Origin of the sequence: Streptomyces sp. NBC_00490, assembly GCF_036013645.1 — a bacterium.
GTDB lineage: Bacteria > Actinomycetota > Actinomycetes > Streptomycetales > Streptomycetaceae > Streptomyces > Streptomyces canus_F.
In genome coordinates this window covers 10,418,570-10,439,284 of sequence record NZ_CP107869.1, presented here as the reverse complement: position 1 = coordinate 10,439,284, position 20,715 = coordinate 10,418,570, and the positions used below count along the sequence as shown (strand labels likewise).

19 protein-coding genes and 2 pseudogenes are annotated in these 20,715 nt (G+C 67.7%); 10 read left to right on the top strand and 11 right to left on the bottom strand.

The genetic code is table 11. From position 1 onward, the window contains the following. Window positions 1-99: 99 nt before the first annotated feature. The 4 genes from OG381_RS47820 to OG381_RS47805 all read left to right on the top strand — a co-directional run bounded on the left by OG381_RS47820 (window position 100) and on the right by OG381_RS47805 (window position 4,408). Window positions 100-1,017: a hypothetical protein gene (locus OG381_RS47820; protein ID WP_327722249.1), complete on the top strand. Its 918-nt coding sequence runs from the start codon at window positions 100-102 to the stop codon at window positions 1,015-1,017. Between the two features lie 66 nt (window positions 1,018-1,083). After that, entirely contained in the window at window positions 1,084-2,364 is a 1,281-nt protein-coding gene (locus OG381_RS47815; protein ID WP_327722248.1) for a glutamate-cysteine ligase family protein, read from the top strand. A gap of 172 nt (window positions 2,365-2,536) precedes the next feature. Then, window positions 2,537-3,301, top strand: coding sequence for a 3-oxoacyl-ACP reductase family protein (locus OG381_RS47810; protein ID WP_327722247.1), 765 nt, complete (start codon window positions 2,537-2,539; stop codon window positions 3,299-3,301). Between the two features lie 141 nt (window positions 3,302-3,442). Then, the gene (locus OG381_RS47805) at window positions 3,443-4,408 is read left to right on the top strand and encodes an alpha/beta fold hydrolase (RefSeq protein ID WP_327722246.1); all 966 of its coding nucleotides are present in this window, start codon (window positions 3,443-3,445) and stop codon (window positions 4,406-4,408) included. A gap of 280 nt (window positions 4,409-4,688) precedes the next feature. Here OG381_RS47805 and OG381_RS47800 read toward each other — a convergent pair whose 3' ends face one another. From OG381_RS47800 to OG381_RS47790, 3 genes are all read right to left on the bottom strand, one after another. Beyond that, on the bottom strand, window positions 4,689-5,630 hold the full coding sequence (locus tag OG381_RS47800) for a ribosome-inactivating family protein (RefSeq protein ID WP_327722245.1): 942 nt from the start codon (window positions 5,628-5,630) through the stop codon (window positions 4,689-4,691). 560 nt (window positions 5,631-6,190) lie between these two features. Further along, the gene (locus OG381_RS47795; protein WP_327722244.1) at window positions 6,191-6,886 is read right to left on the bottom strand and encodes a DUF6308 family protein; all 696 of its coding nucleotides are present in this window, start codon (window positions 6,884-6,886) and stop codon (window positions 6,191-6,193) included. A 108-nt stretch (window positions 6,887-6,994) separates the two neighbouring features. After that, window positions 6,995-7,246, bottom strand: a complete 252-nt coding sequence (locus OG381_RS47790) for a hypothetical protein (RefSeq protein ID WP_327722243.1) — start codon at window positions 7,244-7,246, stop codon at window positions 6,995-6,997. A gap of 123 nt (window positions 7,247-7,369) precedes the next feature. Between OG381_RS47790 and OG381_RS47785 the strand changes: the two are divergent. Continuing rightward, window positions 7,370-8,047: pseudogene (locus OG381_RS47785) on the top strand (IS701 family transposase); the annotation flags it as partial. A 586-nt stretch (window positions 8,048-8,633) separates the two neighbouring features. Here OG381_RS47785 and OG381_RS47780 read toward each other — a convergent pair. From OG381_RS47780 to OG381_RS47770, 3 genes are read right to left on the bottom strand one after another with little or no spacing between them, the layout of a single operon-like run. Beyond that, complete coding sequence (locus OG381_RS47780; RefSeq protein ID WP_327722241.1) at window positions 8,634-9,254, bottom strand: dihydrofolate reductase family protein; 621 nt, start codon at window positions 9,252-9,254, stop codon at window positions 8,634-8,636. Beyond that, on the bottom strand, window positions 9,254-9,760 hold the full coding sequence (locus OG381_RS47775; protein ID WP_327722240.1) for an SRPBCC family protein: 507 nt from the start codon (window positions 9,758-9,760) through the stop codon (window positions 9,254-9,256). Before OG381_RS47775 ends, OG381_RS47780 begins: the two co-directional genes overlap by 1 nt. A gap of 3 nt (window positions 9,761-9,763) precedes the next feature. After that, window positions 9,764-10,105, bottom strand: coding sequence for an ArsR/SmtB family transcription factor (locus tag OG381_RS47770; RefSeq protein WP_327722239.1), 342 nt, complete (start codon window positions 10,103-10,105; stop codon window positions 9,764-9,766). Window positions 10,106-10,345: 240 nt separating this feature from the next. On the opposite strand from OG381_RS47770, the gene OG381_RS47765 reads away from it, so the two are divergent. The 4 genes and pseudogenes from OG381_RS47765 to OG381_RS47750 form a co-directional block, all read left to right on the top strand. After that, on the top strand, window positions 10,346-10,780 hold the full coding sequence (locus tag OG381_RS47765) for a LysM peptidoglycan-binding domain-containing protein (protein ID WP_327722238.1): 435 nt from the start codon (window positions 10,346-10,348) through the stop codon (window positions 10,778-10,780). 416 nt (window positions 10,781-11,196) lie between these two features. After that, a protein-coding gene (locus tag OG381_RS47760) for an IS5 family transposase (protein WP_443062076.1) occupies window positions 11,197-11,987 on the top strand; the annotation gives its coding sequence in 2 pieces (ribosomal slippage) (window positions 11,197-11,496 and window positions 11,499-11,987; 789 coding nt in all). A gap of 437 nt (window positions 11,988-12,424) precedes the next feature. After that, the gene (locus OG381_RS47755; RefSeq protein ID WP_327722236.1) at window positions 12,425-12,796 is read left to right on the top strand and encodes a hypothetical protein; all 372 of its coding nucleotides are present in this window, start codon (window positions 12,425-12,427) and stop codon (window positions 12,794-12,796) included. Between the two features lie 143 nt (window positions 12,797-12,939). Next, window positions 12,940-13,386, top strand: a pseudogene (locus OG381_RS47750) (winged helix-turn-helix domain-containing protein); the annotation flags it as partial. On the opposite strand, the gene OG381_RS47745 reads toward OG381_RS47750, so the two are convergent. From OG381_RS47745 to OG381_RS47735, 3 genes are all read right to left on the bottom strand, one after another. After that, a complete protein-coding gene (locus tag OG381_RS47745; protein ID WP_327722234.1) occupies window positions 13,358-13,609 on the bottom strand; it encodes a hypothetical protein in 252 nt (83 codons plus the stop codon). The pseudogene OG381_RS47750 and the gene OG381_RS47745 sit on opposite strands and share 29 nt — an antisense overlap. Further along, the gene (locus OG381_RS47740) at window positions 13,606-13,797 is read right to left on the bottom strand and encodes a hypothetical protein (protein ID WP_327722233.1); all 192 of its coding nucleotides are present in this window, start codon (window positions 13,795-13,797) and stop codon (window positions 13,606-13,608) included. The genes OG381_RS47745 and OG381_RS47740 overlap by 4 nt, the downstream gene beginning before the upstream one ends. 163 nt (window positions 13,798-13,960) lie before the next feature. Further along, the gene (locus OG381_RS47735) at window positions 13,961-14,989 is read right to left on the bottom strand and encodes a LacI family DNA-binding transcriptional regulator (protein ID WP_327722232.1); all 1,029 of its coding nucleotides are present in this window, start codon (window positions 14,987-14,989) and stop codon (window positions 13,961-13,963) included. Window positions 14,990-15,282: 293 nt separating this feature from the next. Here OG381_RS47735 and OG381_RS47730 point away from each other — a divergent pair, with 293 nt between their 5' ends. Then, complete coding sequence (locus OG381_RS47730) at window positions 15,283-17,016, top strand: cellulase family glycosylhydrolase (protein WP_327722231.1); 1,734 nt, start codon at window positions 15,283-15,285, stop codon at window positions 17,014-17,016. A gap of 24 nt (window positions 17,017-17,040) precedes the next feature. Here OG381_RS47730 and OG381_RS47725 read toward each other — a convergent pair whose 3' ends face one another. Both OG381_RS47725 and OG381_RS47720 read right to left on the bottom strand, forming a co-directional pair. Then, window positions 17,041-19,101 (bottom strand): RICIN domain-containing protein, encoded by a 2,061-nt coding sequence (locus OG381_RS47725; protein ID WP_327722230.1) that lies wholly within the window; start codon window positions 19,099-19,101, stop codon window positions 17,041-17,043. A 224-nt stretch (window positions 19,102-19,325) separates the two neighbouring features. Further along, a complete protein-coding gene (locus OG381_RS47720) occupies window positions 19,326-20,363 on the bottom strand; it encodes a LacI family DNA-binding transcriptional regulator (protein ID WP_327722229.1) in 1,038 nt (345 codons plus the stop codon). Window positions 20,364-20,715: the final 352 nt, after the last annotated feature.

The following is a 20,715-nucleotide window of genomic DNA, read 5'->3' as shown; positions in this document are numbered from 1 at the left end:
GAGCTCAACCGTCCCGGTGGGCCGACGAACACGGCGATGTGCGCGCCGGCCCACCGGAACCCCGGACACGTCCGGGTGTCCCGTGAACAGGAAGGTGCCATGCCGCTCGCCGTCGCCGTCATCTCCGAGAAGCTGGGGACCTACGCTTCGCAGGACACGACCAAGATCGCTGACGAGGCGCTCGTGCGAGGCCACACGGTCCACGAGGTCTGTCCCGCCGATGTGAGCCAGGTCGAGGGGCGCCTGATCGCCAAGGCGCGCCCGTACACGGGTGCCGACGCGGCCGACGGGCAGGAGCACATCCGTATCGACCTCGAGGACATGGACGTGATCCACTTCCGGCCCAACCCACCGGTCGACATGTCCTACCTCACGACGCTGTACCTGCTGGACCGGATAAAGGACAAGGTCCTCGTCATCAACGACCCGGAGAGCATCATCCGCTTCCCGGAGAAGATCTTCCCCCTCGAGTTCCTCGCGTTCACGCCGCCCACCTTGATCAGCCGCGACCTCGACGAGATCCGCGACTTCACCGATCGTCACCAGGACGTCGTCATCAAGCCGCTCTACGAGTACGGCGGACGCGGGATCGCGCGGGTGACGTCGGCGGCGTTCGACGAGGAGCTCGTCAGGGCCCGGCTGGCCGATGGCAGCCCCCCGCTCGTGTCCCAGGCATTCCTGCCCGGCATCACGGCGGGCGACAAGCGCATCTTCTTCATCGGTGGCGACGTGGCCGGAGCCTTCGTCCGGATCCCGAAGCACGGCAGCTACATCGCCAACATCGCGCAGGGCGGCTCGATCCACCGGACCACGATCACCCCGCGCGAGGAGGAGCTCGCACGACTGCTGGGGCCGAAGCTGGTCGAGCGAGGGATCTACATCTGCGGCATCGACGTCATCGACGGTCACGTCACCGAGATCAACATCACCTCCTCCGTGGGGTTCTCCCAGATCGAGGAGCTGTACGGCGAGAAGCCTCAGATCGCCCTCTGGGACCTCATCGAGAAGACGGCGTAGGCGCGCAGCGGTCGTCAGCAGGTCGTCACACCCGACATTCACCATGGACTCCGAAAGGAGCCGGCCATGCCGGCAGCACACCGCTCGATCACGTACGAGAAGCTGCGTGAGGTCACGGACGCCATGTTCGCCGCGACGAAGGACGATCTGCTGGGGCTCGAGACCGAATGGGCGGTCCATCCGGTGGCGGACCCGGTGACCCGCCCCGACCTGGGTCGGCTGCTGACCCTGGCCGACTCCCCGCTGCCCGAGGCAGGACGTGTCACCGTGGAGCCGGGCGGCCAGATCGAGCTGTCCTCGGCCCCTCAGCCATCCGTCTCGGACGCGATCCGCGCCGTGGACACCGACGCCGCCGTGCTCGAGCAGAGGCTGTCGCGACTCGGCCTTCGGGGTGAGAGCAGGGCCGTGGACGTCCGCGACCCCGTCCGCATTCTCGACCAGCCCCGATACCGGGCCATGAACGAGCACTTCGACCGCCAGGGGGTCGCGGGCCGCTGGATGATGACCAACACCTCGTCGGTGCAGGTCAACATCAGCAACGACCCCGCGGACCCGCTCGGCCGGTGGCGGGTCCTCAACCTGACCTCACCGGTGCTGATTGCGATGTTCGCGAACTCCCGCGCCGTCGACGCCTCCGGTGCCACGTGGGAATCGGCGCGGCAGGGCATCTGGTGGAACATCGACCCCACGCGCACCCGGCCGGTCCCGATGTCGGACGACCCCAGCGGCAGCTGGCTGCGCTACGCGCTCGACGCACTCGTGTTCTTCATCCCCACCGAGGGGCCGGGACGTCCGGGCGGCGCCGGTGTGAGCGAGTCGATGACCTTCCGTCAGTGGATGCACCGCGGACACGAGCTGGGGTGGCCGACGACCGACGACTTCCGGTACCACCTCACCACGCTCTTCCCGCCCATCCGCCCCCGAGGCTGGATGGAGCTGCGGGTCCTGGACGCGCTGCCCCGCGCCGAGCGCGCCGCCGCTGCGTTGGCGGTCGCGACCATCGGTCAGGCAGGCGTCCGCGCGGAGCTCCACGAACGACTGCCGGACACGAGCGACCTGTGGCTGGACGCGGCCCGGCACGGGTTGCGTCACCCGCGGCTCGCCGAGGCTGCGACCATCCTGTCGAGCGTCCTGTCGGCATACGCGCCGGAGGTGGCTGACACCCGCGAGCATGTCGACCTGCTCGACTCGTTCCTCGAGAGGTTCACCGCGCGGCACCTCGCCCCCGGCTCGCGCGCGTGGTTGCCGTTGCCCATCGACCTGACCGGCGCCGGCGTGCGGCGATCGCCGTCCACGCCACCGACCACGACTCTCGTCACCGCGCCCGGCCTCGCCTGCACGACCTGAACCGGCTCTTCGTAGTTGCCTGCAGATCCCGCAGCGACGCGGAAAGCCTCATCGAAAAAAGTTCGCCGCTACGGAAGGAATCCCGTGGTTGCTCAGGTTAGTGTCATCGTTGATATAGTAACCGAGCGGTTCGGTTCGTAAGTGAAGTGTTGAAGAAGTCGGAGACCTCCCTGTGAGCACCCAGCCCACCCCCGGCACCACCCGATCCGGCGTACGACCCCTCGACGGCAAAACCGCCCTGGTCACGGGCGGATCCCGGGGCATCGGTGCCGCCATCGTGCGCCGCCTGACCGCCGACGGCGCCCGGGTCGCCTTCACCTACGCCAGCGCCAAGGAACAGGCCGACACCGTGGCCGAGGCAACAGGCGCCCTGGCCATACAGGCGGACAGCGCCGACCACGAGGCCGTCCGGGCCGCGGTCAGCCGCACCACGAAGCATTTCGGCGGACTGGACATCCTCGTCAACAACGCCGGCATCTCCCACGCCGCGCCGATCGAGGACTTCCCCCTGGAGGAGTTCGACCGGCTCATCGCGGTCAACGTCCGGGGCGTGTTCAGCGCCGTCCAGGCCGCCACTCCCCACCTCGGCCAAGGGGGTCGCATCATCACCATCGGCAGCGTCATCGTCGACCGCGTCCCCTTCCCCGGCGCAACCGTCTACGCACTGACCAAGGCCGCCGTCGCCGGCCTCACCCGCGGCCTGGCCCGCGAACTCGGTCCGCACGGCATCACCGTCAACAACGTGCAGGCCGGCCCCACCGCCACGGACATGACCCCTGCCTCCGGCCCGTACGCGGAGTCCCTCAAGCAGCTCATGGCGCTCGACCACTTCGCCGAGCCCGCCGACATCGCCAGCGCCGTCGCCTATCTCGCCGGCCCCGAAGCCCACTTCATCACCGGCACCAACTGGAACGTCGACGGCGGCATCGCTGTCTGACCCCCGTCCACCCCGAGCGGCCGCACTCCCCTGAACCACCCGGCGCTCGCAATCGGCGCAGACATCTCGACCGCAGGCCACCGGCCTCCAGCCGCACCGCCACGCACGACGACACCCACCTATGACAAAGGACGCACCACCATGAACGCTTCCACCACAGCTCCCGCGACCGCCGCGGCCGTCGCGTCGGAAGAGCCGCTCAGCCCCGGCTACGACACGGCGACCAAGGACGACGCCGAGTTCAACAAGCTCTTCCGGCACGGCTTCACCACCATCGACGACGTGCAGATGCACTACGTCATCGGCGGCGACGGCCCTCAGGTCATGGTGCTGCTGCACGGCTGGCCGCAGAGCTGGTACGAGTACCGCCAGATCATGCCCTCACTGCTGCCCGGCCGCACCGTCATCGCCATCGACCTGCCCGGCCTGGGCGACTCGACCGGCAACCCGACCTCCAGGGCCAAGACGGTCCTGGCCACCTACGTCCACAAGCTGCTCAACCACCTCGGCCACCACGAGAACGTACACGTCGTCGCCCACGACTTCGGCGTCAGCGTCGCCTACCCGCTGGCCGCCCAGTACCGCGAGCAGATAGCAGGCCTGTTCCTCATGGACTACGGCCTGACCGGCAAGAACCTCAAGTTCGCCGCCATCGAGTCGATGTTCTGGCACTTCTCCTTCAACAAGCAGCGTCCCCTCGCGGAGGAACTGGTCACCGGCCGGGTCGAGACCTTCCTCACCCACTTCTTCCACGGGATGAAGACCGCCGGCGAGAACATCTCCGCCGACGAACTCGCCGAATTCGTCCGGCTGTACTCCCGCCCCCAGGTCCTGCACGCCGGCTTCGAGCTCTACCGGACCGAGACCCAGGACGAGGCCGACAACACCAAACTCCAGGAGACCCCACTGACCATCCCGGTCCGCATGATCACCCAGGCCGGCCTCGCCGACATGGTCCTGCCACCCCTCCAGGACGCCGCCCCCCACGCCACGTCCGCCGACGTCCCCGGCGCCGGACACTTCCTCCTCCACGAAGCACCCGACCGCGTCCTGGCCGAGATCAACGCCTTCTATCCAGGTAGGCCGACCGTTGCGATTCAGGGATGACGCGCCGCCAGTCCGGCTGGCTGGCTGGTGTAGGCGACCTTCGGGCAACTGAGCCCGAGGGCAGGACACCGCTGGTCCCGGGGTAGAGGGGGCGCCCACCCCAGCCGCGTCTTACTGGTGCGGAACGTGGAAACGCCGACGGAGTCCAAACCCCGGCGGAACCCGTACTGGAGCGCGGGCAGCATCCGTAGCCGCTGCCCGCGCTCCGCGGTTTCTTCAGGTCACGGGCTCCACACGTGGCCCCTTTTTACTCGTGACCCTTGTGTACGGGTCCCTGTGCTTACGGGTGCCCCTTGGCCGTGTTCAGCACGCGGGCGTAGTCCGCCAGGGTGTAGAGCGTCACCGTGACGAGGTGGCCCCAGTAGTCCGCGGTGTAGGCCCTGTCGGGATGGGAGCTGCCTCCGCGGCCGCCCAGCAGGGTGTTGAAGAGGGAGCTGAGCCGGCCCCAGTTGTTCTCCTCACCGACGAGCTGCCACGGGAGGTGGATCTCACGGTTGGGCTGGTCGGCACTGGCCTCGTTCGCCCAGCCCAGGGTGTTTGCGACGCCCCTGAAGCGGGTCGCCTCCGAGATGAACTGGGTCATCATCAGGACCGCGTGCGCCTGGAGGCGGGTCTCCGTCGCGGCGTGCCGGCCCTCGGGGTGACGGGCGTTGTAGAGGTCCCAGGCCGCGCTGCTCAAAGCCTCGCGACTGAAGCCGATCTCCGAGCGGGTGGCGCGGGCAGCGTGCTCCAAGGTGGGGTAATCCCCGGTGAACGGAGTCTGCCGGTGGGCCACGTACCGGAAGATCTCCCTGCCGTTGCGGTCGCGCATCACGCGGCCGTTCTCGTCGAGGTTGGTGGTGGGCGTCAACGACTCCGCCACCGTGTCCAGGTGGTTGTAGACCCCGTCGCTCGACCACCAGCCGATGACGTAGAGGTCCGAGCGGCGCAGCCGGATGGGGACGTAGTGCTCGTTGCCCCACATCTGGATGCGCACGTCGATGTACTCCCCGTGGTCCGCGATGGGTGTGTGGTCAATCGTGTCGTGCGATCCCGGCACCGCGTTGTTCGAGACATTGACCTGCCGACGGATCTCGTTGATGAACCCCCAGTAGCCCCAGCGGTCCATGGCTCCGACCCGGAAGAGCGGGCCATTGGTGCGGATGGGGTTCGCCGCGCTCGCGGTCGTCGCGCCGAGCGGGCCGAGAAGGGCGATGAAGAAGGACAGGACGAGTGTGGTCACGACGGAAACGGCAGTGACCTTGCGGGTGCCGTGTCCGGGTCTCGCGGTTGCGACATCGGTAGCGGACATGCGCTGTTCTCCAGTTGCTCAGTGTGCCGGGATCCGGCCTGTCGAGCCGACATTCGCAACCGGAACGTTGATTGGCACGCCCTTTCGTCAGGGCAATCAATCTCGGGATGCTTCCCGGCGGTACAGGGTCGGCGCCGTGGCACACCTGCCGAGATCTGCGTGGATCACACCGATGGAACCGGGCGCAGTGCGCCGAACGCCTGCTGGCCGCGATGGCAGGTTCGCGCCAAGATGCTGGCTGATCTACGTGGGCCCCGCCCGGCCATCCCCGCGGACGATCTCCTGCACGCGTAACTCGCCCACCATCAACCGGCCACCCATCCGCACGCCGTCCCCTGCGAGCCGGGAACCGCTCGTAGCGGCATCTCAGCCCGCAGTCCCCCCACCCGTAGACCGCTCCGCGCGAACGTCCCACACACGTCACGGTTGGTAAAGTCCGTCACCCTCACAGGCCAGAACGCCCCCTCTGGTCACGTTGGCGGTAGGCATCCTCAGGGGCAGGCATGGCTGAGGGCCCGGTGGTTCATCCATACCGCCACATCGCACACCCGCAGCGCACTCACCGTCTCGGGTAGCCCCGCGGCCTGCCTCAGTTTCAGCAGTTGGCGGTGCAACGCGGCCTCATCCTCATGCAGCGCGGCATGGAGAGCGAGCCAGAAGGACGGCGGCCAGCCGACGGCACAACGGACGATTCGGTCGTAGACCGGGAGCAGTCGGGGACGCTTGCGGGCCAGGACCTTTCCGGCGATGACCCAGTTGACCCCATATTGTTCGCAGAGCAGGTTCCAGGCCTGATCCGCTGGCGAGCCGTCGGCCACGACGACCGCGTCGGCGTCAACCATGTCGATGTCCCTGGGAATGGCGTGCAACAGACCGGACAGCTGCACGCCGAGGCGGCCCTCCAGAATGTCCAGCGCAACAGGCGCCGGAACGGTGATCGACAAAGTCTGCACCGCTACCAGGTCCTCCGCCGTGATCTGGTCAGCGACCTCCGGCCGGTCTCCCCCACCCGCTAGGTGCTCGAACCGGCTCCCGGTGAACGGCATACCGCCGGGCGACCCTCCGATGCCGAAGTAGCGCCGCAGATCACCAGCAACACGCTCGGAACTCAGCAAGACACGCAACCGCTGCCCCAACGGCGACAACACCCCATCAGAAGCACCGGACGCTGCGGTAGAAGCGGCCATGAGAACTCAGTCCTTCATCGAGATCGTGAGCGGGTGAGCGGCACCAGAATGCCCTGTCTGAGAAGCATGCGGCGAATCGGTCGATGGGTCGCGCAGAGGCACCGACCATCAGCTGGTGGAGGAGCTCTGCTGCGGCTGCGGCAGGGCGTTGACGAGTGGCTTGAGGGCACTGTCCAGCAGCGCAGCGTGCCGGGCTGGTGCGTCGGGCTGTACTCGCATGACATGCAGGATGTGGTCGCGTACGGCGGCGTTGCGCAAGCTGTCGGACTGCTTGCTGCGCAGGATGTCGAGGAGGCTGGGGCCGGAGGCTTCCTGTAGGGCTTCGACCATCTCCAGTTCTTCGATGTCGACGATTTCCACCGGATCCCTGTCCGGCTTCGTGAACAGCCCTTTCCTTCGGCCGCGTTCACGGATCCGGTCAGGGTGATGGGGCTGACGGGGAAGTCCTCCGGCAGCACGAGCAGCGGCAGGAAGCGACGGTGGCGCGCACTCGCCTCGCCGCTGCCGATCGCCTGGGTGACCGCGGATGCCGCCTACGGCCAGGAGTGGCGTTTTCGCCGCATGCTGGAAGAGACCGCCATCGGCTACGTCCTGGCCGTCCCGAAATCCCAGCAGGTGCCGCGCTTCGGCCGCATCGACCACCTCTTCACCCAAGCCCCCAACGAGGCGTGGGAGAAACGCTCGTGCGGCGACGACGCCAAGGGCCCGCGCGTCTACCACTGGGCAGCCCTCCAGCTTCCCACGATCGAGGACTTCGACGGCGACAGACCCACACACCAACGCTGGGCACCGGCCCGCCGCAGCATCAGCAGACCCGACGAGATTGCCTACTACCTCGGCTATGCCCCGGCAGACACCGACGTCAACCGACTGGTGCAGGTCGCCGGGCGGCGGTGGGCAATCGAGGAATGCTTCCAGGCCGCGAAGAACGAATGCGGCCTGGACCAGTACGAAGTCCGCCGCTACGTCGGCTGGATGCGGCACGTCACCCTGTCCATGCTCGCCCACGCCTTCCTCGCCGGCACGACAGCCCAGGCGGCCACAAAAGGGGATGCAGAAACGGTTCCGACACCCTGGTTCCGCTCACCGTGGCGGAGGTCCGCCGGCTCCTGGCAACTCACCCAACCCGGCCCCGACCACCGCTTCGCATCCACACCATGAGCTGGTCGCGGTGGCGGCGCAGACGCCAAGCAGTCGCCCGCCACTGCCACTATCGCCGACGAATCCACTCATTGGAGGGGCGGTCCGTCAAGACCACCCCTGATACAACATCAGCCAACTACACTCCCGACGACGCCTCTGACCAGGCCAGATAGCGAACCGCTGCTGGAGTACTAGTACTACAGCCGGAGATCCTGAGGATCGGTGATGGGTGGGATCGGCCGGTGGTGGGCCAAGGGCCGGAGGCGGTCCGGGAGCGCTTCTCCAACGGCGCCGGAAGTGACTGACCATCGCGTGACCTGGTCGAGGGGCCTGGTCCGGGTCCGCATGGGGCTCGGGTTCGGGTTCGAGATCGCGCACAAGGCCACTACGGCCGTGGTGTCGGTCGGAGCAGGCAGTAGTGCCAGTCCGCATCCTCGTGCGGCAGGGCCCCGAACATCCCGCAGCATGTAGGCAGCCCCGCCGATCTCCATCAGGCCTGGCGGACGGCCGACCTCGCCGGGCTCCGCCACCACTTCGCGGCCGCCTGCCGGGCCGCCTTCAACGCCGAGTCGTATCACGCGCTGATCGACGGCAGGCGGCGCGGCTACCGTGGGTGCACGGCGTAGGTCAGGTGCGTCACCCGCGACGACGGCTCCGAACGGACCGGCTCCAGCGCGACCCTGGACGCGTCCACGCCCTCGAACAGGCGGATTCCGGAGCCGAACAGCACGGGTGACAGCGCGATCGAGAACTCATCGATCAGGCCGGCGTTCACGTACTCCAGGATCGTCGCGCCGCCGCCTGCGATGCGGACGTCGCGGTCGCCGGCGGCCTCGCGGGCCTGGTCGAGCGCGGTCTCGATGCCGTCGTTGACGAAGTGGAAGGTGGTCCCGCCAGGCCGCTCCCAGGGGTCACGCTTGGTGTGCGTCACGACGAAGACCGGCGTGTGGAACGGCGCCTCCTGCGGCCACATCTGCTCGCCGGCGTCGAACATGCGCTTGCCCATGACGCTTGCGCCGGTGCGCTCGAACGTCTCCCGCGCGATGTCGTTATCGCGGCCCTCCTCGCCGCCCTCGCCCAGCTTCAGGTTCTCCCGGAAGAACCGCAGCGGGAAGGCCCACTGCTGGAGCTCCATCCATAGCTGCCCCATCAATTCCTCGGGGGACTCGGGCGCGATGAACCCGTCCAGCGACATCGACACGCTGAAGAACACCTTCCCGGCCATCAGCCCTCCGCTCCCTTCCGAACGGTCTCGGTGACGTACGCAGCCAGGTTGCTCAGGGTTTGCCGGCCGCCCTCGATCGCGTGGTACTTCTCGACCGCCTCGTCGCGCAGTTCCTTGGTGGGGAACACCGTGCGCATCACGATCCGGGTCGCCGCGCCGTCGGACTCGAAGGTCAGGACCGACTCGAAGGCGTTCGGGTCGTCGCGGGACTCACCGTGCAGCAGCGCGATCCGCTCCGGCGGGGCGATCCGCAGCCAGCGGATCCACTCGGAGTAGTCGGTCCCGTCCGGCCCGTGCAGCACGAAGTCCCACTCCCCGCCCTCGCGGAACTCGAAGGACCGCGTGGTGGTGGTGAACCCCTCCGGACCCCACCACCGCGACAGGTGCCGGACCTCGGTGAACGCCTCGAACACCAGCTCCCGCGGGGCGTCGATGACCCGGGTGATCACGATCTCCCGGTCGGCCGTCGCCGGCTCCGGCCGCGGTTCTTGCCTTGCCCCTGCCATCGGTCATTCCTCCTGTCGTGTCTGCTTGAGGTCCTGCAGGTAGGTGTCCAGCCGGTCGAAACTCTCGTTCCAGTACCGCTCGAATCCGCCGACCCACTCGTGGATCGGCCGCAGCCCGCGGGCGTCCAGGCCGTAGAGGCGCTGCTTGCCCGCAACGCGGACCCGCACCAGTCCCACCTCCCGGAGCACCCGCAGGTGCTTGGACGCCCCCGGCTGGCTCATCCCCAGCTCCTGGGCCAGGTCGGTCACCGGCCGCTCACCCGCCCGCAGCAGCGCCAGGATGTCCCGGCGCTGCGGCTCGGCGATCGCGTTGAAGACGTCCGACGTCGTCGCTGCTCGTGCCATGGCAGCCATCGTATGCCTATATCGGAATGCGTCAAGGCGGTGGGGAATCGGGCGAGTCTTGTCGGATGACGATTGCAGACCCCCCGGCCCTGCCCAGCTATGGACGCGCGGTGAACCGCCCGTCAGGGCGCTTGTGCAGCCAGCCGCGGTCGGCGAGCGTTACGCACCCTGCGCACGCAGCCCAAAGCCCCGGAGCCCTGGTGGCCTCGCAAGCGCTCCGAGTACCAGCCATCTCGGCACATGCACGTGATGTACCTGGTCAAGGCTGACGAAACCCTCCAGCACGTGGCCAAACGCTTCGGCGTGCGCCCGGCGGGCATCATCGACGGCAAGAACCTCCGGGCCCCGTACACGATCCACGAGGGGCAAACCCTGAGCATCCCCCTACAGTCCGACGGCAGACGCTTCATGCTTCCGCCGTTCCCGCGACGCCTGGCACCGGGCCGCATTGACCCGGACACCCGACGGCTGCAGAGACTCCTGAAGCAGACCGGATGCCTCGACCCGAGCATCACCGAGAGCGACCACTACGGCCCTCAAACCTGCCAAGCGGTCGCACGCCTCAACCGAGAGCACCTATTGGGGCAATCTCCCGCCCCCGACGACGATCCACGGATCACGCACAAGGCATGGGACACTCTGCACCGCCTCGCCAAAGGCACTGAGTCACCCTGAGCCTCATGAGGTTCGGCCCGCCCCGAGCTAGGGGCTGTGTCCGGCGCCCAGCGCGGAGGCCTCGCCGACGCGCCACACAGAGGACGGCGCCCCGATCCCCCGAAGCACACCCCCCACCCGTCCCCGCCCTTCCCTTGTCCCGTCGTTGTCTCGCGTGGGGTAGAGGGATGGCTACTTCCCGACCACGCGTAAGAGGCCGCTGAGCTCGGGGGTCGGCAGAGGCGGACAGGTTCTGAGGCAGTGGACTGTGCGGCACCGGTGACGGCGCGTGACGCTGAGCTCCAGTCCTCGTGGCTACTCCGACGCGATCGAATAGCCTCATAAGAGCTCGTAACAGGATCTTGTTGAGGTGTCCTGGTCGGGCGTGACCGATGTGATGATTCGACCGTTCGCGTCGTGTGACGACTCGACCGTGGATCGTGGACGACGGCTTGTGGGCGCTGATCGAACCGTTGCTGCCACCCTGGCCCGAGCGGTCACCGGGGCCGAGACCGGTGGACGACCGGCTGTGCCTGCAGGGCATCCTGTACGTCCTTCACCAGGACATCGCCTGGCAACTCCTGCCCTTGGAGCTGGGGTTCGGCTCCGGTCAGACCTGCTGGCGCCGTCTGGACCGCTGGCAGCAGGCCGGGGTCTTCGAGCAACTCCACCGGATCCTGCTCGCTGAGCTGAACGCGGCCGGCGAACTCGACTGGACCCGCGCGTGCGTGGACGGCTCCCACGTGCGCGCGAAAAGGGGGGTGCCGCGACCGGCCCGTCACCGGTCGACCGGCGGAAGACGGGCAGCAAGCACCATCTGATCTGCGACGGCAGGGGCACCCCGCTCCACGTCATCACGACCGCGGCCAACGTCAACGACATCACGCAGACCCTGCACCTGGTCGACGGCATCCCGTCGGTGGCCGGACGTCCGGGCCGTCCGCGACAGCGACCCGAATCCGTCCTGGGCGACAAGGCATACGACTCGAAGGCCGTGCGCCGTGAGCTGCGACGTCGCCGGATCCTGCCGGTGATCTCCCGCAAGGGCTCGCCGAACATCAAGGGCCTGGGCAAACTCCGCTACGTCGTCGAGCAGACCTTCGCCCTGCTCCACCAGTTCAAACGCCTGGCCGTGCGATGGGAACGACGCCTCGAACTCCACGACGCCTTCGTCTCATTGGCCTGCAGCCTCATCTGCTGGCGACGCCTCAAGAAGACCCGGCCATGATCGGGTTACGAGCTCCAAGCACCATCCGCAGAGCCTGGTCCGGCAGGAACCCGCGCCGTCGAACGCATCCGCTGGCCGGTCAGCACCCGCGCACATTTCGAACCTGCTCTACCGCCGCCTGGCCTCAAGGAAATACCAAATCTCCGTCCCCTTCCCACGGCCAGCCCCTATAGTGCGGCTGCCTGCGCGCGTTGCGGGACATGACGAAGCGGAAGGCAGCACCTTTGACTACTTTGATACTTACCTCCCTACCAGGCGCAGTGGTAGGTCTCATCCTGGCTGTGCTATTCGAAGATCTCCTCAAGGACACGGCAGCTCGCTTCGTGGGGCGAATACGTCGACCCAGTAGAGAGATTGCCGGCAAGTGGGCGACCTACTGGGGTGTTGAATCCGACCCGACGTCGTCCCCCACGGCCCGAGTGACCACTACGACGATCATGACCTTTGACCTCCAGCGGCTGCGGAGCCGAGTGACGGGCACGGACACTGAGCGCTCAGCAGCCGGGATCACCGCCAGTCTCAAAGACGAAACGTTCCTGACCGGCACGTGGTACGACCACACCGGAGAGCGGTACCAGTGGGGTTCGTTCCAACTGTGGTGGTCCCCCAATGGACAAGGATTGATCGGTAAGTTCACAGGCAAGGACTCCAGGAACCACATTAACCATGGCATCTGGCTCTGGGCGCGGAAGGAACACGACCTGTTGAAGCTCGCAGATATGGCGAGCGAACGGGGATACCAATTTGATGATCTGGATGCCTTCAAGGAAGGCATCAGAATCGCTCTGCAGCAGTCATCAGCGAACTGATCGTGCAGCCCTCTTGTCTGAGTTGACCACACCGACAGGCAGGTTCTTCATCGGCTACTGACCTTGCTGGCGTGATGTCGTGGGGATCGACGAGTTGTGCTTGTCGCAGTAGGTCGGTGACATGAGGTCCGCAAGGGGGTGGGCTGACCGCGGAACGGCAGGCGTTTCGCAAGCACATCCGGATGCAGGCGGCCGAGTTATTCGCCCTGGGACACGACAATGCCGCCATCGCCAAGCAGTTACGTGTCAGCGTGCGGTCGGTACAGCGGTGGCACCAGGCGTGGGAGTACGGCGGAACACCGGCCCTGGAGTTGAAGGGGTCGGCGTCCAGGCCAAAGCTGGGTGAGGCACAGTTCGCCGTGCTCGAGCAGGAGCTGGCCAGGGGGCCGGTCGCGCACGGCTGGCCGGATCAGACCTGGACGCTGGCGCGGATCAAGATGCTGATCGGGCGCCGGTTCCACATGAGCATGACGCTGTCGGCGATCGCGCAGATGCTGCACCGGCACGGCTTCAGCCATCAGGTCTCGGCCCGCCGGGCGATCGAGCGCGACGAGGAAGCCGTCACCGGCTGGGTGAAGGAGAGGAGGCCGCCTCCTCCGGGGTGCCCGAGCCGTAGTTCGCGGTGATGATCGGTTGCGCCCCGGCGGCACGCACGGTGCCCATGAACGTGTCGAAGCCGGTGTTGGGCGCGACGTAGCCGCCCTCGGTGGTGTGCGTCTGCCAGTGGTAAATGTCCGCGTAGGAACCCCCCGGGTAGCGGACCGCCTTCATGCCGGCAGCGCTCAACAGCCCAGGGATCGCGGGGTGGCTCATGTTGCGTCGTACACCGCGACGTTCATGCCGACGCCGGTCTCCGGAAACGTCGCCAGGGTCCGGCCCGCGTCGATCGACACGGAGGCGGTGGTGGCGGCGGAGGCTGCAGGGATGCCCAAGGCGAGCAGCGGCACCGCCACGCCTAAGGCGATCAGCTGGGCGCAGTACTTGCGGATCAGGTGGCGCACGGGCACCTCCAGGAAGGGTGACCTGCCGGGTGACTGTCTGCCGAAGCGACAGAAAGTTTCGCTACTTTGAGTGCGACAGTCTCTTCTGGGAGTTAGCGAGACCCACGGCACAGGTCAATGGCCTCTCGGGCCACTTCTTCCTCAAGTGCGGTGCGGAGACGGGTCAGTTCTTCGGCGGCGCGGTGCTGGCGCGGACGGTGAGAGTCGTCCCGATCTCCAGCCGGGCCTGCGCGGAGTTCTCGCCACGGCCGAGGGCGAGCGCCAACTCCGTGGCCGCCGAGGCCATTTCGGTGAGCGGCTGATGCACCGTGGTCAGCGGTGGGTCCACCCACGCCACCACGGGCAGATCGTCGAAGCCGACCACACTGAGGTCCTCGGGAATCCGCAGTCCCGCCTCGCGTGCCGCCTGGTAGACGCCGAGCGCCTGAAGGTCGTTGGCGGTGAAGATCGCTGTCGGCCGGTCGGGCACCGCCAGCAGGGAACGCGCGGCCGCGCTCCCGCCCTCCGGGGTGAGGAGGGCGTGCACGATGAGTTCCGCATCGGCCGGCAGGCCGGCCGCCTGGATCGCGGAGCGGTATCCGTCCAGTCTGGCGGCGCAGTACAGCTGGTCCTCGGGGCCGCTGATCATGGCGATACGGCGGTGCCCGAGGTCGGTGAGGTGACGGGTCGCCGCACGGCCGCCGGACCAGTTGGTGGCACCCACGAACGGAACGTCGTCCGGCAGTTCCGTGGCCGGGTCGAAGACGACGAACGGGATGCCCTTCGCGGTCAGTTGCTCGCGCTCTGCCTCGGAGAGCTGGGCCACGGACAGGACGCAGTTCGGGCGCCGGGCAACGGTGTCGTCCCAGGTGACCGAGGCCGTTTCGTGCAGGCCAAACTCGGACACCATGACGCCCACACCGTGCTGCCTGGCCACCCGCTCGACGCCCCGGATGATCTCGACCGCCCACATGTGCTTGAGCTCCCGGAACACCAGCTCGACGACATTGTTCCGGTTGGCACCGGCGGGCTTGCGGTAGCCGTACCTGTTGACCAGCTCCTCGACACGCGCGCGGGTGTCCGCAGACACCCCTGACTTGCCGTTGATCACCTTGGACACGGTGGGGACCGACACACCCGCCGACTCGGCGATGTACGCGATGGTGACCGGCCGAGGGCCGTCGCCGCCCCGCGGACGTTCGCGATCTGCCACTCCGTCAACTCCGCGGTCCGCCAAGGTCTGCCTTCCCCCTCACCGGCCCGCTTCCCCCGCTCGGACCGCGGGTGAAAGCCGGCCGGACAACTCACCTGCGTGTACCGCAGCATTCTGGCACTTCGCGTGAGCAGGGCGGTAGCTTCCGGCGCCACTCCTTGTTACATTCTCCGCCGCATCCCAAGAAACTTTCCTGCACCACCGGTCGGTTCAGAACCGGAACGAGAACCGCCCCGGCGTCAGTACGGCACCTCCCGCAAGCCCTTCGCTCCCCACCGTGAAAGGCCGACGCGATGACGAGACTGGCAAGACTCCTGGCCCGGCGACACCAACCTAGGCGGCCCGTACGGCGTCTGGCGGCGCTCGCCCTGGCGATCGTTCTGCTCCCCCTGACACCGATGGCCGCGCACGCGGACACGCCACCGCCATCCAGCACCCCCGCCGCACGCTCCATGGTCGCCGCCATGCAGCCGGGCTGGAACATGGGCAACACCTACGACGCCATCCCCGACGAGACCTCCTGGGGCAACCCGCCCGTGACCCAGGCGCTGCTGAAGAAGGTCAGGTCACAGGGGTTCAAGAGCATCCGGCTCCCCGTGACCTGGGGCATCCACCAAGGCGGGGCGCCGGACTACACCATCGATCCGGCCTGGATGGCGAAGGTCAAGCAGGTCGCCGACTGGGCGCAGGCAGAGGGTCTGTACGTCCTGCTCAACATGCACCACGACTCATGGATGTGGGTCAACAACCTGGCGACCGACCACGACACCGTCCTCGCCCGGTACGACGCGACGTGGGCCCAGATCGCCGCGACGTTCCGGGACGCCTCGCCGCGACTCGTGTTCGAGAGCATCAACGAGCCGACGTTCAGCGGCACTTCGGGGGACGACGAGAACTACCGTCTCCTCAAGGAGCTCAACAGCGACTTCCACCGGATCGTCCGTGCCTCGGGGGGCAAGAACGCCACGCGCCTGCTCGTGCTCCCCACCCTCTACACCAACGCCGACCAGGGGCGGCTGGACGCCCTGGCCGCCGAACTGACCGCCCTGAACGACCCCATGGTGGCCACGACCATCCACTTCTACGGATGGTGGCCGTTCAGCGTGAACATCGCCGGCTACACGCGCTTCGACGCCACCTCGGAACAGGATCTCACCGGCACCTTCGACCGCGCGTACGAGACCTTCGTCGCCCACGGCATCCCGGTCATCATCGGCGAGTACGCCCTCCTCGCCTACGACCACAACCGGCCGGGCATCATCGAGCGCGGTGAGCAGCTCAAGTACTTCGAGTTCCTGGGGAACTACGCCCGTACGCGCAAGCTCACCACAATGCTCTGGGACGCCGGCCAGTTCCTCAACCGCAACACCCTGCAATGGCGCGACCCGCAGCTCTTCGCCCAGATCAAGTCGAGCTGGACCACCCGCTCCGGAACCGCCTCCAGCGACCAGGTCTTCCTCCCCAAGTCGGGCGCCATCACCGACCGGACGCTCACCCTCAATCCGAACACGACCAATTTCCAGGGCCTTTGGTATGACGGCCATGAGCTGGCGAAAGGCTCCGACTACACCCTCTCCGGCAACGAGCTGACACTGGCGTCCTCCGCCCTCACCCGTCTGGCCGGCGACCGGGCGTACGGGGTCAGGGCGACGCTGGAGGCCAGGTTCTCCCGCGGCGTCCCGTGGCCGATCGACGTCATCTCCTCCGACACTCCGGTCCTGTCGAACGCCACCGGCACCACGGACTCGTACGCCGTCCCCACCCAGTTCCGCGGCGACCTCCTGGCCACGATGGAAGCCCGGTACGACGACGGAAGCAACGCGGGGCCGGCCAGCTGGACGTCGTACCAGCAATGGGACGCCGCCTTCTCCGCCTACACCGGCGAAGCCATCAAACTGACCCCCGCGTTCTTCGACTCGCTCAAGGACGACTCGACGGTGACGCTCACCTTCCATTTCTGGAGCGGTGCCACGGTGACGTACCAGGTCACCAAGTTCGGGAACTCGGTGACCGGTACGACCGCCTGACACGTCCGGCTGCGGACGATCAACTCAGTTGATGCGGACGATCTTCCAGAGTTGGTCGTCGATGCTCAGGTCGTTCCACTGCACGACTCCCGCGCCGTTGCTGGTGGAGGACTGGGCGACGGCGGCGTTGAAGGCACTGCCCACGTTCTTCAGTTTGTAGTAGCCGTTGCCCGCGTCGGTGAGGGTCCACTTCTGCGAGTTTGCGGCGGACGGTGTGTTCTGGACGACGGCGGCTCCGGCGGTGGTGGAGCCATTACGGATGTCCAGGTTCAGATTGCTGTTGGCGTTTTTGATGGTCCAGGCTCCACCGCCGGCGGACTGGAAGGTGAACAGCTGGCAGAAGCAGGCCGAGTTCTGCCACTGCTGGGTGGCCGTACCTGTGGCGGTGGAGCCCTGCGGGATGTCCAGGTACCTTCCGCTGTTCTTGTTGACGAGGACGTACTGCCCGGTGCCCAGCGGGGGAAGCGCGGTCTGGGTGAGGTTCCAGCGCTGGCAGGCGCAGTTGGTGCCGCTCCACTGGACGGCGGCGGTGCCGGCCACTGTGGAGGCGTTCGGGATCTCCAGGTACTTGCCGGTCACACGGTTGGTGATGCTGAACCCGCCGGCCTGGTGCGGGGAGACGGCCCACTCGTGGTCCAGAGTGCCGTTGTCGTCCCACTGGAGGACCTTGGCACCGTCGGCGGTGGACTGGTTCTCGACACCGAGGACCTTGCCGCTGGCGACGTTGAGGATCCTGAAGTAGCCGGAGGGCTGCTGCACGAACCGCCACTGCTGGTCGGTGGCGTTGTCGGCGTTCTGCTGGGTGGCGCTCGTGCCGTTGGTGGTGGAGCCGCCCGCGATGCCCAGCAGGAGATTGCTGCCCGCGTTCGACACGGTGTAGGTGGCACCGTCCGAGATGCCTCCGCCCAGGTCGATGGTGCTGTAGGTGACGGGGTTGGAGAGGTCGGGGCCTCCGTTCCCGCCGCTGAGCACGAGCAGACTGTGGCCGTCGGACAGGGGCACCATGCCGCGGCTGTAGCCGTTGGCGACGTTGGAGGTGATACGCGTCCAGGTGTTCGCGGCGCCGTTCTGGGTGTTGAGGAACAGATCACTGGTGCTGTAGGCGCCGACGACGAGCGTGCCGTTCGGACCACCGGTGGGCAGCCACGTGATGTACGGAGTACTGGTCGGGACCGCTCCGTCCGTCGACCGCAGGGGAATGCCCGTGACGGAGTCGAACGCCTCCGGGTCGGCGGAGATCTTGTAGTAGACGGCGAAATTGCCCGAGGGCGAACCGCCGTACTCGTACGTCATGACGTAGTTGCCGTTGGGCAGCTTCGCGACGGTGGCCATACCCGGGCGCTGGCTGAAGGTGGGCATCGCCACGTCGTCCACGACCGGACCCCACGTGGTGAGGTTCGTGGTGACCTGGTGCACGAGCTTCTGGCCGTGGTCGGGGTCACGCTGGTCGGAGTAGTAGACGATCAGCTTGCCGTTGGCGTAGAGGAAGAAGGGCTCCCATACGGGGGTGTTGCCGTTGCCGCTCTGGTCGTATGCCGGGCCGCCGGTGGCGATGTTGCTGACGAACGTCCAGGTCTGTCCGCGGTTGGTGCTGGCGTAGACATCGATCTTGATGGCGGAGCGGTCGGCGGGGACCGAGGCTCCGGCGGCGAGGATGGTGCCGGCCGGGAAGCCGCCCACCGCGGTGGGCAGTTCGTACAGCTCGGGCTGCCAGCGCATGCCCCAGCCGTTCTGTGTGTCGGCGACCTCGGAGATCTTCGACCAGGAGTTGCCGTTGTCCGTGCTGCGGTAGATCGGGAGGACCGGTGTGCCGGAGGTGTACTGCTCGAACGTCGCGAGGATGGTGCCGTTGGCGGAGCCGTTGTGCTGCATGCGCATCGCCCGCGGGTAGAGCGACCCGGGCGAGGGCGCACCCGACGGCGGGGTGTACATCGTCTGCGAGGGACGGGCCAGGGCGTCCGCCCGGCCGGCGGGAATGACCATGGTCATCGCCGCGACGAGCAGGACGAAGGCCAGGGAGAGGAGGGAGAGGGGACGGGAACGCGGAGCGGCGCCGGATCTGGCGCCTGTCTGCGCTGGGGACATTGCGGCTCCCGGGAGAAGGGGGAAGGTGTGTTTCGGTTCCGCCGGCTCGGAACGGCTCGGAGTGACGCGGCGGAGTTCGTGGGCGCGTCGTGCGGGGACAGTGGGGCGACGCTGCCGGGCGCGGCGCGCGAGCGCGGGGGGCTCTGCGCGCCAAGTGCGGAATGGCGGAGGTGCAGCGCTCCGGCGTGTGGGTGCGCCGGAGCGGTCGTACGGCGTGGGGTGGGTCAGGGGGAGGGCGGCGGCGCCGTCGAGCCGCGGACGATCAGTTCGACGGGTGGGTCGTTGGCCGGCGGCAAGGCGGTGTCGGGCTTCTCGATGGCGTGCAGGAGCAGCCGGATTCCTTCGCTCGAGGCGGCCTCGAAGGGCTGGCGGACGGTGGTCAGCGGCGGGGAGACGTAGGCGAAGACCGGGTTTCCGTCGAAACCGACGACGCTGATGTCCTCCGGCACCCGGCAGCCCGCTTCCCGCAGGGCATGGATCAGACCGATGGCCATCTCGTCGCCCCCGGCGAACACCGCGGTCACCGAGCCGTAGGCGGCCAGCTCGCGACCCGCGGCGTACCCGGATGCCGCCGACCAGTCGCCGTTGAGAACGGGAGGTTCGTGGGCGCCCCGGTCCGCCAGTGCCGCCCGCCATCCCTCGATGCGGTCCGTGGTGGCGTACCAGCGGCGCGGTCCGGCGAGGTGGTGGACGGTCGCGTGCCCCAGGTCCAGGAGGTGATCGGTGGCCGTGCGCGCCAGTTGGTGGGCGCCGACGCCGACGCTCAACGTCCGGGCGGCACTGAAGGCGGGTGGGGCTCCCAGGAAGAGGACCGGCACGTCGACGCCGAGCGGGACTTCACCTTCGACGATGGGTTCGGAGACCACGATGCCGTCCACGCCCTGCTCCAGGAGTGATTCCAGGGCGGCGGCGATGCTTTGCGGGTTGCCGTCGGGGGTGTTGAGCACGCGCAGGGCGTAGCCGGCGTCTCGTACGGCCTGTTCGATGCCCACGAGCAGGGAGGCCGTGCCGTATCCGGCCGTTCCCAGAGCGACCACACCGATGGAGCGGGTACGGCCGGAGGCCAGTGCCCTGGCGGCGTGGTTCAGCCGGTAGCCGAGTTCCTCGGCGGCCGCCAAGACACGTCGCCGGGACTCCTCGGAGACATACGGCTCGTTGTTGAGGACACGGGAGACCGTCTTGCGTGAGACGCCGGCCAGCCTGGCCACGTCCTCGCTGCGCGGCGCGGAGGAGCCGGCACCGCGCTCCAGGCCTGATGTCATGACGTCTCCCATGGCCGTGTGTTCTCCATCGAACGAGGTCATTTACATGACCGCGCGGTCTGACCGCGCGGTCAATGTGTACGCATCCACCGAGCGCACGTCAAGAGTTCCCGCAACGCCAATCGGCTCCGACGGGAACGGGCGTCAAGGCCGTGACCGGGCAAAGGGAGTCGCCGCAGGCGTCCGGCGAAGCGTCTCCGGAGCGCATTTCAGCAGCTCAAGTGGCATTCATTACATACGGGACGACGCGGCGGCCCACCATCTCAGCGCTGTCCGTCCACGTCGGCCGCCCGCAGGTCGGGCTTCCGATCGGACCTCATCCCCCACGAATTGCCGGACGCTCAGTCTTGAC

What these genes read in the sequence shown, in the direction of transcription:
- OG381_RS47820 (WP_327722249.1), top strand. Translation starts at nt 100, where the DNA reads ATGCCGCTCGCCGTCGCCGTCATCTCCGAGAAGCTGGGGACCTACGCT.
- OG381_RS47815 (WP_327722248.1), top strand. Translation starts at nt 1,084, where the DNA reads ATGCCGGCAGCACACCGCTCGATCACGTACGAGAAGCTGCGTGAGGTC.
- OG381_RS47805 (WP_327722246.1), top strand. Translation starts at nt 3,443, where the DNA reads ATGAACGCTTCCACCACAGCTCCCGCGACCGCCGCGGCCGTCGCGTCG.
- OG381_RS47795 (WP_327722244.1), bottom strand. Translation starts at nt 6,886, where the DNA reads ATGGCCGCTTCTACCGCAGCGTCCGGTGCTTCTGATGGGGTGTTGTCG.
- OG381_RS47780 (WP_327722241.1), bottom strand. Translation starts at nt 9,254, where the DNA reads ATGGCCGGGAAGGTGTTCTTCAGCGTGTCGATGTCGCTGGACGGGTTC.
- OG381_RS47775 (WP_327722240.1), bottom strand. Translation starts at nt 9,760, where the DNA reads ATGGCAGGGGCAAGGCAAGAACCGCGGCCGGAGCCGGCGACGGCCGAC.
- OG381_RS47770 (WP_327722239.1), bottom strand. Translation starts at nt 10,105, where the DNA reads ATGGCACGAGCAGCGACGACGTCGGACGTCTTCAACGCGATCGCCGAG.
- OG381_RS47765 (WP_327722238.1), top strand. Translation starts at nt 10,346, where the DNA reads ATGCACGTGATGTACCTGGTCAAGGCTGACGAAACCCTCCAGCACGTG.
- OG381_RS47755 (WP_327722236.1), top strand. Translation starts at nt 12,425, where the DNA reads ATGACCTTTGACCTCCAGCGGCTGCGGAGCCGAGTGACGGGCACGGAC.
- OG381_RS47745 (WP_327722234.1), bottom strand. Translation starts at nt 13,609, where the DNA reads ATGAGCCACCCCGCGATCCCTGGGCTGTTGAGCGCTGCCGGCATGAAG.
- OG381_RS47730 (WP_327722231.1), top strand. Translation starts at nt 15,283, where the DNA reads ATGACGAGACTGGCAAGACTCCTGGCCCGGCGACACCAACCTAGGCGG.
- OG381_RS47725 (WP_327722230.1), bottom strand. Translation starts at nt 19,101, where the DNA reads ATGTCCCCAGCGCAGACAGGCGCCAGATCCGGCGCCGCTCCGCGTTCC.
- OG381_RS47720 (WP_327722229.1), bottom strand. Translation starts at nt 20,363, where the DNA reads ATGACATCAGGCCTGGAGCGCGGTGCCGGCTCCTCCGCGCCGCGCAGC.